Annotated in this window: 12 protein-coding genes; 7 read left to right on the top strand and 5 right to left on the bottom strand. The window is 63.9% G+C overall.

From position 1 onward, the window contains the following. The first annotated feature begins 13 nt into the window (after nucleotides 1-13). The 5 genes from KF719_RS00060 to lexA all read left to right on the top strand — a co-directional run bounded on the left by KF719_RS00060 (nucleotide 14) and on the right by lexA (nucleotide 3,978). Nucleotides 14-523: a GNAT family N-acetyltransferase gene (locus KF719_RS00060; protein ID WP_293506035.1), complete on the top strand. Its 510-nt coding sequence runs from the start codon at nucleotides 14-16 to the stop codon at nucleotides 521-523. Between the two features lie 48 nt (nucleotides 524-571). Continuing rightward, entirely contained in the window at nucleotides 572-1,420 is an 849-nt protein-coding gene (gene kdsA, locus KF719_RS00055) for a 3-deoxy-8-phosphooctulonate synthase (RefSeq protein ID WP_293506033.1), read from the top strand. Nucleotides 1,421-1,446: 26 nt separating this feature from the next. Then, a complete protein-coding gene (moaC, locus tag KF719_RS00050) occupies nucleotides 1,447-1,929 on the top strand; it encodes a cyclic pyranopterin monophosphate synthase MoaC (protein ID WP_293506031.1) in 483 nt (160 codons plus the stop codon). A gap of 3 nt (nucleotides 1,930-1,932) precedes the next feature. Continuing rightward, nucleotides 1,933-3,144, top strand: a complete 1,212-nt coding sequence (gene glp, locus KF719_RS00045; RefSeq protein ID WP_293506029.1) for a gephyrin-like molybdotransferase Glp — start codon at nucleotides 1,933-1,935, stop codon at nucleotides 3,142-3,144. 120 nt (nucleotides 3,145-3,264) lie between these two features. Continuing rightward, on the top strand, nucleotides 3,265-3,978 hold the full coding sequence (lexA, locus tag KF719_RS00040; protein WP_293506027.1) for a transcriptional repressor LexA: 714 nt from the start codon (nucleotides 3,265-3,267) through the stop codon (nucleotides 3,976-3,978). 2 nt (nucleotides 3,979-3,980) lie between these two features. Here lexA and KF719_RS00035 read toward each other — a convergent pair whose 3' ends face one another. Beyond that, nucleotides 3,981-6,134 (bottom strand): ComEC/Rec2 family competence protein, encoded by a 2,154-nt coding sequence (locus KF719_RS00035; protein ID WP_293506025.1) that lies wholly within the window; start codon nucleotides 6,132-6,134, stop codon nucleotides 3,981-3,983. Nucleotides 6,135-6,400: 266 nt separating this feature from the next. On the opposite strand from KF719_RS00035, the gene gltX reads away from it, so the two are divergent. Together gltX and gltA are read left to right on the top strand one after the other, a co-directional pair. Beyond that, on the top strand, nucleotides 6,401-7,813 hold the full coding sequence (gene gltX / locus KF719_RS00030; protein ID WP_293510528.1) for a glutamate--tRNA ligase: 1,413 nt from the start codon (nucleotides 6,401-6,403) through the stop codon (nucleotides 7,811-7,813). A 108-nt stretch (nucleotides 7,814-7,921) separates the two neighbouring features. Further along, nucleotides 7,922-9,238, top strand: a complete 1,317-nt coding sequence (gene gltA / locus KF719_RS00025) for a citrate synthase (protein WP_293506023.1) — start codon at nucleotides 7,922-7,924, stop codon at nucleotides 9,236-9,238. 51 nt (nucleotides 9,239-9,289) lie between these two features. On the opposite strand, the gene lpxB is transcribed toward gltA, so the two are convergent. From lpxB to fabZ, 4 genes are read right to left on the bottom strand one after another with little or no spacing between them, the layout of a single operon-like run. Then, a complete protein-coding gene (gene lpxB / locus KF719_RS00020; protein ID WP_293506021.1) occupies nucleotides 9,290-10,462 on the bottom strand; it encodes a lipid-A-disaccharide synthase in 1,173 nt (390 codons plus the stop codon). 2 nt (nucleotides 10,463-10,464) lie between these two features. Next, nucleotides 10,465-11,334 carry a UDP-2,3-diacylglucosamine diphosphatase LpxI gene (gene lpxI / locus KF719_RS00015; protein WP_293506019.1) on the bottom strand — a complete coding sequence of 290 codons (870 nt, stop codon included), beginning with the start codon at nucleotides 11,332-11,334 and terminating at the stop codon, nucleotides 10,465-10,467. A 28-nt stretch (nucleotides 11,335-11,362) separates the two neighbouring features. Next, complete coding sequence (lpxA, locus tag KF719_RS00010) at nucleotides 11,363-12,163, bottom strand: acyl-ACP--UDP-N-acetylglucosamine O-acyltransferase (RefSeq protein WP_293506017.1); 801 nt, start codon at nucleotides 12,161-12,163, stop codon at nucleotides 11,363-11,365. Then, nucleotides 12,160-12,636 carry a 3-hydroxyacyl-ACP dehydratase FabZ gene (gene fabZ, locus KF719_RS00005; RefSeq protein ID WP_293510526.1) on the bottom strand — a complete coding sequence of 159 codons (477 nt, stop codon included), beginning with the start codon at nucleotides 12,634-12,636 and terminating at the stop codon, nucleotides 12,160-12,162. The genes lpxA and fabZ overlap by 4 nt, the downstream gene beginning before the upstream one ends. Between the last annotated feature and the right edge of the window lie 9 nt (nucleotides 12,637-12,645).

Here is a 12,645-nt window from a genome sequence, read left to right as displayed (position 1 = left end):
TCCGGAATACCAGATGACCTATGAAATCAGACAATCTCGCGCCAACGACCTGCCGCTCCTTGCAGATATCGAGCGTGCCGCCGGTGCGCTCTTTGCAAATGCCGACATCGGCGAAATCGATGTCGACGACGTCGCCGAATTGCGTTTCGTCGAATCCGTTGCCCGTGCCGCAGGCGTTTTCGTCGCAACGCAGAACGACAAGCCGGTCGGCTTCATCCTCGCCGCGCCGCTCGATATGCACCTCCACATCTATGAATTGTCCGTACACCCCGATCACGGGCGGCAGGGCCTCGGCCGCCGTCTCGTCGAACGGGTCTGCGAGGCGGCGGCGGCACGCGGTTTCAAGGCCGTCACGCTGTCGACCTTCATCGACGTGCCGTGGAACGGGCCGTTCTATGCGGCCTGCGGCTTCCGCGTTCTCGACCCCGCCGAGTGGACGCCCGCCCTTTACCTCGCGCACTATCGCGAAGAAGAAATGGGGCTGCCACTTGAACGGCGCTGCTTCATGCGACGCGATTTGTAGGCTATACCGGCCTTCCCGCACATTCCTGAATTTCAACGGTGCCCGAAAATGACTGTCCTGCAACTACCCAAATGGTCTCTCTCGATCGGCGACGGCCAGCCGCTCTTCTGCATTGCCGGGCTCAACGTGCTGGAAGACATCGACCTGACGATGCAAACGGCGACGCATCTGAAGGATGTGCTGACACGGCTCGAACTTCCTTTCGTCTTCAAGGCAAGCTTCGACAAGGCGAACCGTTCGTCGATCAGGAGCTATCGCGGGCCCGGCCTCGAAAAGGGTCTCGCGATGCTCGCCGAAGTGAAGCAGCGCCTCAACGTTCCGATCTGCACCGATCTCCATGAAGCGCAGCAGGCAGAAGCGGTGGCCGCCGTCGCCGACCTCGTGCAGTTACCGGCTTTCCTCATCCGCCAGACCGATCTCGTCGTCGCGGCGGCGCGGGCGACGCACAAGGCCGGCGGGTTGTTGCACGCCAAGAAGGCGCAGTTTCTCGCGCCGTGGGATTGCCGCAACATTCTGTCCAAGATCAAGGAAGCGACGAATGCCGACTTCACGATCCTTTGCGAACGCGGTTCGTCCTTCGGCTACAACAACCTCGTCGTCGACATGCTCGGCATTTCCGAAATGAAGAAGTTGGGGGCACCGGTCACCATCGACGCGACCCATGCCGTGCAGCTACCGGGCGCCGACCCGCGCACGGCCGGCGCATCGACGGGCGGACGGCGCGAAGGCGTTCCCATCATCGCCAAATCGGCCGTCGCGGCGGGCGCCGACGGCGTCTTCCTCGAATTTCATCCGGACCCGGACAAGGCGCTTTGCGACGGACCGAGCTGTCTGCCGCTTGCGGGCGCCGAAGACCTGTTCCGCAGCCTCAAGGCGATCAGGGCCGCGGTGGCCTGAAGCGCGCGCAGCGGGAACGCAACACCATGACGAAGAAGAAGCTGACACATCTCGACAAGACCGGCGCGGCGCGCATGGTGGACGTGTCGGCAAAGCCCGCGACATCGCGAAGCGCAACGGCCAAGGGTCGCGTTTCGATGAAGCCCGCAACGCTGAAACTCATTCTTGAAGACGGATTGAAAAAAGGAAATGCGCTCGAAGTGGCGCGGCTCGCCGGCATCATGGCGGCAAAGCGCACGTCCGATCTCATACCGCTCTGCCATCCGCTGGCGATAACGAAAGTCGAAGTCGATCTTGTTCCGGATGCAAAAAACGCTTCGGTCGAAGTCGTCGCGACCGTGAAGGTGACCGGACAAACCGGCGTCGAAATGGAAGCGCTCACCGCCGTCAGCGTCGCCTGCCTGACGCTTTACGACATGGCGAAGGCCGTCGACAAGGCCATGACCATCGGCGACATCCGCCTCACCGCCAAGTCGGGCGGCAAGTCCGGCGCCTACAAGGCGAAGTAGCCGATGGCGCAGCAACCTCTCCTTTCGGTCGAAGAAGCGCGGGCGCGGATTCTGGCAGCGCTTTCAACGACGCAATCCGAAATCGTTTCTCTGGCGCAGGCGTCGGGCCGCGTTCTCGCCGAGGAAGCGATCGCGCGGCGGACGCAGCCGCCCGCCGATCTTTCGGCGATGGACGGATATGCCGTGCGTGCCGACGACGTTGCGAACGTACCGGCACGGCTCCGCGTCATCGGCACCGTGCCGGCGGGTGGATCGTATGACGGCATGCTCGGACGCGGCGAAGCGGTGCGTATATTCACGGGCGCACCTTTGCCCAACGGCGCCGACAGCATCGTCATCCAGGAAGACACTGTGCGCGACGGCGAAACCGTCACTGTCAACGAAGCCGCACAACGCGGACAGCATGTGCGTGTCACCGGCCTCGATTTCCGCACCGGCGATGCCGGGCTTCCGGCGGGCCGCAAACTTTCATCCGCCGACATCGCCTTTGCCGCGGCGATGAACCTGCCGACGCTCGCCGTTCACAAGCGTCCCGTCGTCGCCTTCTTCTCGACCGGCGACGAACTCGTGCCGCCGGGAACCGAACCCGGTCCGAACCAGATCGTCTCCTCCAACAATGCGGGCCTCGGCGCGCTGATCGCCGAAGCCGGCGGCATACCGCTCGACCTCGGCATCGCCCACGACAATGAAGACGATATTCGCGCCGTCGCGTCGCGCGCGGCGGATGCCGACATGCTGGTAACGCTCGGAGGCGCGTCGGTCGGCGAACACGATCTCGTCCAGCGCGCGCTGGCGCCCGCCGGTCTCGACATCGATTTCTGGAAGGTTGCGATGCGTCCCGGCAAGCCGCTGATGTTCGGCAGGCTCGGCCCGCTGCCGATGTTCGGCCTGCCCGGCAATCCGGTGTCGGCCTTCGTTTGCGCGACGCTCTTTCTGCGGCCCGCCATCGCGCGCATGCAGGGCGGCGACAGCGCGCTCCACACGACGCTGGCGCGGCTCGGCAAACCGCTCCCCGCCAACGGTCCGCGCGAAGACTATATTCGTGCGGCGCTTGACCACGTTCCGCATGAGCTTCCCGTCGCCACGCCCTTCGATCGGCAGGACAGTTCGATGCTGTCCGTCCTTGCCCGCGCCGGATGCCTGGTGATCCGGCCCGTCGGGGCGCCTGTCGCCCAAGCCGGTGATTCTGTTACCGTTTTGCCGCTTCGGTCCTGACTTATCCACAATTGCGCTTGACAGACGCTTGAGAACCAAACTAGAACGTTCGCAGTCGTTTTTGTTTTGTTCCCGAGGCGCCCGGTGGCGTCGCGAGCGCAAAGGGAGAGACCGGAGCCGATGCTGACACGCAAGCAACACGAGCTGCTGATGTTCATTCATGAGCGGATCAAGGAGAGTGGCGTTTCGCCGAGCTTCGATGAAATGAAGGAGGCGCTGGACCTGCGTTCCAAGTCCGGCATTCATCGCCTCATCACAGCGCTCGAGGAACGCGGCTTCATCCGCCGTCTTGCCCATCGGGCCCGGGCGCTCGAAATTCTCAAGCTTCCCGAATCGGCGTCGCCGAGCCTCGCGACCATGCGCGGCAAGGGCTTCTCGCCCAGCGTCATTGAGGGCGGCGGCCGGGCCAAGGCAACGAGCCGCGATCTTGCCCCGGCGCGCGAGGCCGGCGAAACGATGACGCTGTCGGTGATGGGCCGTATCGCTGCCGGCACGCCCATCGAGGCGCTGCAGGAAGAAAGCCATCAAGTCAGTGTACCGCTCAATCTGCTCGGCACGGGCGAACACTACGCGCTCGAGGTCAAGGGCGACTCGATGATCGAGGCCGGCATTCTCGATGGCGACACGGTTCTCATTCAGCGCTGCGACACGGCGGGAAGCGGCGACATTGTGGTCGCGCTGGTCGATGGCTATGAGGCAACGTTGAAGCGGCTGCGCCGGAAGGGCGCGTCGATCGCACTCGAAGCAGCTAATCCAGCCTATGAGACGCGCATCTTCGGTCCGGACCGGGTCAAGGTGCAAGGCAAGCTGGTCGGGTTGCTGCGCCGCTACTGATTTCAGTTTTTTCGTTTGCGCTGGACCCAGGGACGATTGCCGCGCATTTGCAGCGATGTTGCGACGATGATTTTTCCGTCTTCGTCGAACGTCAGCGCGGTGGCACCCTCCCGCCAAAGGTCGAAATAGTCGAGAACGACATCGGCGCCGCACTCCCGCCGCGCGCGCCGTGACAACGGCACCTGCGCGATAACCACATCGGCCAGCGCGCAATCCTCCATCGCCGCGTCGAGCGTCTTTGCGAAAGCGACCACAGGCCGCCCTGCATCGCGATAGACACAACCATCAACATCGCAAAGCATATCGGGCGAACGCGCCGCCTCGCGCGGAGTGCGCCGGTCGCCGTCGTGCCGGAGCCATTGTTCGGCAGCATAGGCCGGTCGTGCGGCGCCGAGCGCCAGTCGCCCATCGGCGCCGCGAACCGCAAAGAGCGCCGCGTTGCGATCGATCAGAATGTCGTGCTTCGGTGCGGCGCCCCAAAGGGCAAGCCCGAGCAACATCGGCGCCAGGCCGAGATAGCGCCAGCTTTCGCGCCAGAGCGCCAGCCACAAGCCGCCGAAAACCGTCAGCAGCAAGGCATGGAGCGGCGCGTCGGCAACGAGACTGTCTGCGCCGTCCCAACTCGCCACTTCATGTGCGACGGTGAGCATACCGTCGACGCCGGCGCCCATGATCCAGAGGGCGGGCGCATCGAGGCCAAGCGGCATCAGCAGCAGTGCAAGCAGAGCCATCGGCATCACGACAATGCCGACCAGCGGCATCGCGGCCATGTTGCCGGCGAGGCCGTAGACGGCGATGCGGTTGAAATGAAATGCACCGATGGCGCCGGTCGCCGCGCCCGCAACGATGCTGGTGAATGCGAGGCCGAGCGCATAGGCGCCGATCCGTCGCGGCATGTTGGCAAGGCCGATGCGGTTCGGGCTCGACGTCAAGCCGCGGATGCGGTCACTCTCGTAGAAGGCGATCAGCGCGACGACGGCGGCGAAAGACATCTGGAAGCTTGCGCCGAGCAGGCTTTCGGGCCGCCAGAGCAGGATCAGGATTGCGGCCAGCGCGACGTTGCGGAGGCTGAGCGCCGGGCGGTCGAGCATGATGGCGACGAACATCAACGCGATCATGATCCAGGCGCGCTGGGTGGCGATGGCGGCGCCCGAGATCGCCAGATAGAACGTCGCACCGGCAAGCGCGACGGCGGCGGCCCATTTCTTGATCGGGTAGTTCAGCGCCAGCCGGGGAACCAGCGCCAGACCGGCGCGCACCAGCCAGAAAACCGAGCCACCGAAGAGCATCATGTGAAGGCCCGATATGGCCAGCACATGCGCAAGGCCCGCCGCCCGGAGATCGGCGGCAACCGCTTTCGGGATTGCCGCGCGCTCGCCGGTCACCAGCGCGGCTGACACGGCGCCCGCCGGTCCGCCGATGACGTGCCGGATGCGCGCGCCGATGCGGCCGCGCAGTTCGACCAGCATCGCCGTCACGCCGGTTGGCGGTTCCAGTTCTTCAGGGGCGGTGTAGGCAAAACCGACGCCGCCCAGGCTCTCGAACCAGACCTGCCGCGCATAGTCGAAGCCGCCCGGCAGCACCGGTTCCGGCGGCGGCATCAGGCGGGCGCGCAGGCTCACCGTGGCGCCGGGCGCGAGCGACGCCTCCTTCAGCCGAATGTTGACGCGGACGCGCCGCGGCAGCTCGTCCGTCCGCAGCCGCGCGAAGGATGCCGGTTCGAGCACCGCGACGAGGGCCCCCGTTTCGGTCTCCTCCACAGCGACGACCCGGCCGGTCAGAACCCCCGCCTGCGGCCTTTCGAGGACAGGGCCCGCCACCACATGGCTGCGAAGCGAGGCCGCCGCGAAGCCCAGCGCCACGCAGAGGAGGCCCGCCGCCAGTGGCGCAACGGCCGCGCGTTGCCGAAGCGGTATGAACGCAAGCGCCAGAACTGCGGCCGCCGCCAGCGCCGCGACCAGCGGCGGTTCGAAATCGTCCGCGAAATAGGCGGCAACGCCGGTCGCAATCAAAACCGGGGTCCACAGGAACAGCCGGTCGCCATCGGCCACCATGCAGCCGCGCAGCCACGCCGCCATGGCTGCCGGCGCATCGCCGAACGCAATGGCGCCCCGCCGAAGCCAAAGCCTGTCGACACGCTGCGCCGATAGCGCCAAAACCGCCCTCCGTGGGTCGAATACAGGCAAAGGCCGGCCTTAAGAGAGCGACCCAAGATACCGAACGCAAACGACTTTCCCGGATCCCGGCCAGCCGCCCTCGGGCTTGCGTTTCGGGCTTACGCTGCGTTGCCGCAATGTGCTAGAAATCCCCCTGCCCCGCAGCGGACCCTCAAGGCCTCGCGCCCCAGTTTCCGGGTCGAAGCTTGCCAACATTTACCGGAATTGCCTAGCCGCGCGGCTGCGGAGCCGGATCGCAGGAGATGATGAGCGAAAACAAGACAGTCATTACCCGTTTCGCGCCGTCGCCTACCGGTTATCTGCATATCGGGGGCGCCCGTACCGCATTGTTCAGTTGGCTCTTTGCGCGGCATCACCAGGGCAAGTTCCTGTTGCGGATCGAGGATACCGACCGGCAGCGTTCGACCGAGCCGGCGGTCGCTGCCATTTTCGAGGGCCTGCGCTGGCTCGGCCTCGACTGGGACGGCGAAGTCGTGCATCAGTTTTCGCGGCAGGCGCGTCATGTGGAAGTCGCCAACGCACTTCTGAGCCAAGGCAAGGCCTATCGCTGCTATGCGAGCCCCGAAGAGCTGGACGAGATGCGCGAGAAGGCGCGCGCTGAGGGACGCCCTGCCCGCTATGACGGGCGTTGGCGCGACCGCGATCCGTCAGAAGCACCCGCCGGCGTCAATCCGGTCATCCGCTTCCGCTCGCCCGACGAAGGCGAGACGATGGTTCGCGACCATGTCATGGGCGATGTGCGGTTCCCGAACGATCAGCTCGACGACCTCATCATCGTCCGGAGCGATGGAACGCCGACCTACAACCTGTCCGTCGTTGTCGACGATCACGACATGGGCATCACGCACATCATTCGCGGCGACGACCACCTGACCAATGCCGGCCGACAGAGCCAGATTTATGCGGCGCTTGGCTGGCCGGTGCCGGAGTTTGCCCATGTGCCGCTGATCCACGGACCGGACGGCGCGAAGCTCTCGAAGCGTCACGGGGCGCTCGGCGCCGAGGCCTATCGCGATATGGGCTATCTGCCGGAGGCGATGCGCAACTATCTTGTGCGCCTCGGCTGGAGCCACGGCGACGACGAGATTTTTTCGACCGAGCAGGCCATTGAATGGTTCAACCTCGACAGCATCGGCCGGTCGCCGGCGCGTTTCGACTTTGCAAAACTCGAAAACCTCAACGGCCATTATATCCGTGAGGCGGACGACGTCCGGCTTGCCGACGATACAATTGCGCTGATGGAGCGGCTTGAAGGCTGGGTCTGCGACGACGCCTTCCGCGCCAAGCTGATCGCCTCGATGCCGGGATTGAAGGAACGGGCAAAAACCTTGCTTGAAATCGGGCATGGCGCCGCCTTTCTGCGCGTACAGCGCCCGATCGCCCTCGACGACAAGGCGTCCCAGCTTCTGAACGGCGAGGCAAGGTCGCTGCTGAAGCGATTGCTCGACCGGCTGGAAATGAAGAACGACTGGGCGGCCGGCGAAATCGAGGCCGTCGTACGCAGCTTCGCGGAAGACGAGAACCTCAAGCTCGGCAAGGTGGCGCAGCCTCTTCGCGCGGCGGTGACCGGGAGTTCGGTTTCCCCACCCATTTTCGACGTGCTGGCGACACTCGGACGCGACGAGGCGCTCGGCAGGATCAAGGATCAGGCAGCCTGACCTCCAATTGCGGTTGGGTCAGCATGCAAGCAATATGGTATCAACACACGGTCCGGGCTGCCGTCTACAGGGCAGACCGGACAGACAGACAGGGACAGGCAGGCAAGCATGACAAAATTCGGAACCAAGGCCGGCGCGACTTCGAACGCGACCCTTTCGGTGGGCGGCAAGTCCTACGAGCTTCCTGTCTATGGCGGATCTCTGGGACCGAGTGTTGTCGATATCTCGACACTCTACGGCAAGAGCGGTCACTTCACCTACGATCCGGGCTTCACCTCCACTGCGAGCTGCGAATCCGACATCACCTATATCGATGGCGAGGAAGGCGTTCTGCTGTATCGCGGCTACCCGATCGACCAGCTCGCGGATCACGGGAATTTCATCGAGACCTGCTACCTGCTGCTCAACGGCGAGCTTCCGAACGCCGAACAGTACCGGGAGTTTGAGCGCGCCATCACCATGCACACGATGGTGCATGAGCAGATGACATTCTTCCTGCGCGGGTTCCGGCGCGATGCCCATCCCATGGCCATTATGTGCGGCATGGTCGGCGCGCTGTCGGCCTTCTATCACGACTCGACCGACATCAACGATCCGCTGCAACGCATGATCGCCAGCCGCCGCCTGATCGCCAAGATGCCGACGATCGCCGCCATGGCCTATAAATATTCAGCCGGCCAGCCGATCGTTTATCCGCGCAACGATCTCGATTACGCCGAGAACTTCCTGCATATGTGCTTTTCGGTGCCGGCCGAATCCTACAAGGTCGATCCGATCCTTGCCCGCGCGATGGATCGCATTTTCATCCTGCATGCCGATCACGAACAGAACGCCTCAACCTCGACGGTGCGCCTCGCCGGTTCGTCGGGCGCCAATCCGTTTGCCTGCATTGCCGCCGGCATCGCCTGTCTCTGGGGGCCGGCGCATGGCGGCGCCAACGAAGCAGCCCTCAACATGTTGCAGGAAATCGGGACGGTCGACCGTATTCCGGAATACATCAAGAAGGCGAAAGACAAGGACGACCCGTTCCGCCTGATGGGTTTCGGACACCGCGTTTACAAGAACTACGATCCGCGCGCACGCGTGATGCAGCAGACCTGCCACGAGGTTCTGAAAGTTCTCGGTATCAAGGACGATCCGATGCTCGACGTCGCATTGGAGCTCGAACGGATCGCACTCAACGACGAGTATTTCGTCGAGAAGAAGCTCTATCCGAACATCGACTTCTATTCGGGCATCACGCTGAAGGCGATGGGCTTCCCGACGACGATGTTTACGGTGCTGTTCGCGCTCGCGCGCACAGTCGGCTGGGTCGCGCAATGGAACGAGATGATCGAGGACCCGGGCCAGCGCATCGGCCGGCCGCGCCAGCTCTATACCGGCGCGCCGCAGCGGGACTATGTCGAGGCCGGCAAGCGCAAGTAAGGGATTTGCCTTCGCGAAAATTTGGGGCGCCACGTTCGTGGCGCCCCTTTTTTATGCCGGCGACGCTTCAAGAATTTCCAACACCGCACGCGCGGCACGGCGGCTTGGCGGTTCCCCGCCGACGCCGATCCTCTCGCGGAGCTCGTCGAGATCGGCCAGGGCACGTGCGCGTTCCGGCGTGTCCTGGAGCAATGGTGTCAAACCTTCGGCGAGCGCTTCCGGTGTGCAACGGAACTGCAAGTACTCGCGCACCGACGGACGGTCTAGAATGAGATTGACCAGCACGACGGACGGAATTTTCAGAATTCTGAGCGCAAACCAGCCGACAACAGCCTCCGCGCGATAGGCGACCACCATCGGAACGCGAGCAAGACCAAGCTCCAACGACACCGTGCCGGAAGCGGCGAGCGCGGCGGTGGCGGCGTCGAATGCCGCGCGCTTTTCTATTTCTTCCTCAACGATTGCGACATCGACCGGCCAGTTTGCAACCGCCGCTTCCACATGCGCACGAACATGGGGCACGACCGGCAATACAACGCGCAGGTCCGGGGTCGCCGCCGCGGCGCGACGCACCGTTTCGCCGAAAATGCCAATCAGATGCTTTACCTCGTTGAGGCGGCTACCCGGCAGCACCAGCAGCAAGGGTGCGTCCGGTGGTATACCGTGCGTGGCACGAAAGCGCCCGCCTGCGCCAGCCTCAGGCACGCGGTCGATGGCGGGATGTCCGACATAGACGCAGTCGACACCGACGGTGCGCAGGAAGGCCGGCTCAAAAGGAAGCAACGCCAGAACACGCCGGATATATTTTTTCATGGCGCGGGCGCGACCTCGCCGCCACGCCCAGACGCTCGGCAGCACATAATCGACGATCGGAATGGACGGCGCCCGGCGCGCCACACGGCGCGCCACAAGATGCGTGAATTCCGGACTGTCGATGACGATCAAAATGTCCGGCTTTTCGGTAACGGCGTGGTTCACCGTCTGACGAATGCGATTGAGGATCGAGGGTAGTCGCGGAACGATCTCGCGCGGCCCCATCACGGAAATGTCGGTCATCGGGAAGATCGAAGCAATGCCTTCGGCCGTCATTTGAGCACCGCCGACACCGGAGAAGCGGACGCGACCGCCAGTCATGTCCTTCAACGCCGCCATCAGCTCGCCGCCCAATGCGTCGCCGGAAGGCTCGCCGGCCACCAGCATGATATGAGGTATGGCGGCGTTCACGTTCACCGCCCCGCCGCCGCGATGCGGGCGCCGCCGAGGCCTACGACAAAGAGGCCATGCGCATCGGCGGCAGCGGCGACGGCTTCACTATCGACGATCAGCGTACCACCCGCTTCGACGGCAATCCCCGCAAGGCCAGCCGCGGCCGCGTTCTCGACCGTGTTTACGCCGATGGTCGGCATATCGACGCGACGTTCCTGGCCCGGCTTCGTCAACTTGACCAGCACACCTTCACGCGCGCCCGGCCGCCCGCGCAAGGCGGGGTTCATGGCGGCGACACGCGCCAGCATTGCGTCGGTTCCCGCATCGTCTTCGGTTGCGACGACGGCGCCGCGGCAGGCGACGGCCCCCTGCCCGATATCGCGCATGCCGACATCCAGTGCCGCCCGAATGGCCGCGTCGATGTCGGCGTTGTGTTCCGGCGCGGGCGCTATCTTCGTGAGCACCGCCTCGGGCGCGAGCAGACGCTCGGCCACCTCATGCGCGCCGATGACACGAAGACCGTGGTCCTTTTCCAGATAGCCGGCAATGCCGCGCAGCAAACCGTCATCGCCCTGCGCCAGCCAGCGCACCAGACGCGGCAGCAGTTTGATGCCGGCGAAATCAAGCCCGATCTTCGACAAATCCGGCCGGTTGATTGCGCCGATCAGGACGATGTCCTTGCAGCCGTTTTCCTTCAGCAGACGAAGAAATTCGCCATGCGCGCCGATGCGAACATGCGCATGGGGAAAGCGTTCGATTTCATTGCTGACGTCGTCGTCTATCGCGACGATGAAGACCTCCCGTCCCGCGGCGACGGCAACATCCGCAAGTGCGGCGGGCAGCGGACCGCGCCCCGCCACAATCCCGAGTTTTCTGGGTCTATCGGTCATGGCGGTGGCGCATCGGGCTCACCCCGGCTCAGGCCGCCCGGTCGTGTCTGGGCATGCAGATCGCCCGATCCGATTCCGCGCGGATAAATTCGACGATCTCCATCACTTCGGGCTCGTCGGCGAAGCGGTCTGCGACGCGTTCCAGCCGGTCGCGCAACGTGCCGTCTTCAGCAAAGAGAACGCCATATGCGTCGCGCATGGCATGTATCCGGTCGCGTGAAAATCCGCGACGCTTCAGACCGATCAGATTCAAACCCATCAGCACCGCCCGGTTGCCGACGACGAGACCATAGGGAATGACGTCGTTCTCGACGGCACTCATGCCGCCGATGAACGCATGTTTGCCGACGCGGCCAAACTGATGGAGCGCGGCGCCGCCGCCGAAGATGACATAATCGCCGATCTTGCAATGGCCGGCGAGCATCACATTGTTCGAAAAGACGACGTGATCCCCGACGATGGAATCATGTCCGACATGCGAACCCGCCAGAAACGCGCAGTTGTTGCCGATGCTGGTGACCATGCCGCCGCCCTCGGTGCCGGGGTTCATCGTCACATGCTCGCGGATGAGATTGTTCGAACCTATTTCGAGCCGGCTGGGCTCTCCCTTGTACTTCAGATCCTGCGGCGCGTGACCGATGGTTGCGAAGGGAAACACCTGCGTTCCCGCACCGATGCTTGTCCGGCCTTCGATGACGACGTGTGAATGCAGAACGACGCCATCGCCCAGAACGGCATCCGGACCGACGACACAATACGGCCCCACCTTCACATCCGGGGCAAGCCGCGCCTTCGCGTCGACGATGGAGGTCGGGTGAACTTCCGTCATTTCGTAGCCTGATCGGCAATCATGGCGCCGAGATCGCATTCGGCCACGAGTTGCCCGTTGACGCGCCCCTCGCCGTGATACTTCCAGACGGTGCCGCGGCTCTGCAGCTTGGTCACATGGACGTGCAGGACATCACCCGGCACGACCGGCTTGCGAAAGCGCGCACGGTCGACCGTCATGAAATACACAAGCTGGTTGGTGCCCGAAGTGCCAAGATGATTGATGACGAGCGCCCCGGCGGTTTGCGCCATCGCTTCGACGATCAGGACGCCCGGCATAACCGGATAGCCGGGGAAGTGGCCCTGAAAAAAGGGTTCGTTGTTGGTCACATTCTTGATGCCGATCGCCGATTCGTCGCCCTTCATTTCGATGATGCTGTCGATCATCAGCATCGGATAGCGATGCGGAAGAAGCTCCAGAACGCGCTGAATATCGGCGCTATCGAGCGCTTTTGCCACTTCTGCCTCGCTCATGCCTCGTAT

Source organism: Parvibaculum sp. (assembly GCF_019635935.1).
GTDB lineage: Bacteria > Pseudomonadota > Alphaproteobacteria > Parvibaculales > Parvibaculaceae > Parvibaculum.
The sequence above is the reverse complement of the archived record's forward strand: the minus strand, read 5'-3'. Positions and strand labels throughout refer to the sequence as shown.